The 1,252-nt window shown below is 76.4% G+C and carries 1 protein-coding gene; it reads left to right on the top strand.

Annotated features, from left to right (window positions below; translation table 11 throughout):
- Window positions 1-1,252, top strand: a 1,252-nt coding sequence (locus KS423_RS45720; RefSeq protein WP_224285546.1) for a hypothetical protein, incomplete at both ends; no start/stop codon positions are given.

Here is a 1,252-nt window from a genome sequence, read left to right as displayed (position 1 = left end):
CACCGGCGTGCGCGCTCGGCTCGCGCAGGCCACCCGCACGCCGCCCGGCCGGCTGCGGCTGGCCGGAGTGGTGCTCGCGGTGCTCACCGTGGCCTTCGGCGGGCTCACCGCCTGGCAGTTGGAGACCAGGGCGCAGGCCGCCGACCGGGTGGTCTCGTACAGCCAGCCGCTCAGCCGGGACGCCGCCGAGATCCACCGCAGCCTGGCCGACGCCGCCACCACCGCGGCGAGCGGCTTCCTGCTGGCCGGCGCCGAGCCCGACGAGGTCCGCAGCCGCTACGAGCAGGACATCGCCACCGCCGCCAAGCTGATCGCCCAGGCCGCCGCCCGGACCACGGCGACCTCCCCCGCACAGGGCTCGCTCGCCCGGCTGAACCAGCAACTCCCGGCGTACGCCGGCCTGGTGGAGACGGCGCGGGCCGACAACCGACAGGGCATCCCGCTCGGCGGCGCCTACCTGCGGTACGCCTCCGAGCAGATGCAGACCGTCCTGCTGCCGGCCGCCGCCGAACTGGCCGCCGCCGAGAACCGGGAGCTGGCCGACGACTACGCCGCCGCCCAGGCGGTGCCGTGGGGGGCGTACGGCCTGGCGCTGGTCACCCTGATCGCGCTGGCCTGGGTGCAACTGACGCTGTTCCGCCGCACCAACCGGGTGTTCAACATCGGGCTGCTGGGCGCCACCGCCGCCGTCCTGGCCGGCGCCCTGTGGCTGACCGTCGCCGGGCTGACCACCCGTTCCGCGCTCGAACAGAGCGCCCGCGAGGGCGCGACCCCGCTTCGGGCGCTCAACTCCGCCCGGGTGGACGTGCTGACCGCCCGGCTGGCGGAGAACCTGCACTTCGTCGCCCGCGGCTCGACCACCCGGTACGCCGACCAGTGGACGAAGGCCACCGAGCACCTGGCGGGAGCCGGGGACCGGCCCGGCGGCTCGCTGTCGGAGGCCGTACGGCTGGCGCCGACGGCCGCCGGGCCGAGCCTCCAGGACGCCTCGAAGCAGTTCGACCAGTGGCGCCGGAAGCACGACGCCGCCCGGGTGCTGGAGGTCGACAACGCCGACTACCAGGGCGCGCTGGAGGCCACCGTGACGGCCAAGGGCGGCGCGGACACCGCCGACGCCGCCTTCAACGCCACCGACAAGGCGCTCGCGCGGGCCGCCGACACCGAACAGGACCGCTTCAAGCGGGCCGCCGAGGGCACCGGCGGGGACCTGCGCACCGCCGCCGTCGCCGCCGCGCTGCTCGGCCAGGTGGCC

The sequence above is a fragment of the Streptomyces sp. LS1784 genome (assembly GCF_020103755.1).
Taxonomy (GTDB): Bacteria; Actinomycetota; Actinomycetes; order Streptomycetales; family Streptomycetaceae; genus Kitasatospora.
Note: the sequence above shows the minus strand (reverse complement) of the source record. Positions and strands in the feature narration are given on the sequence as shown.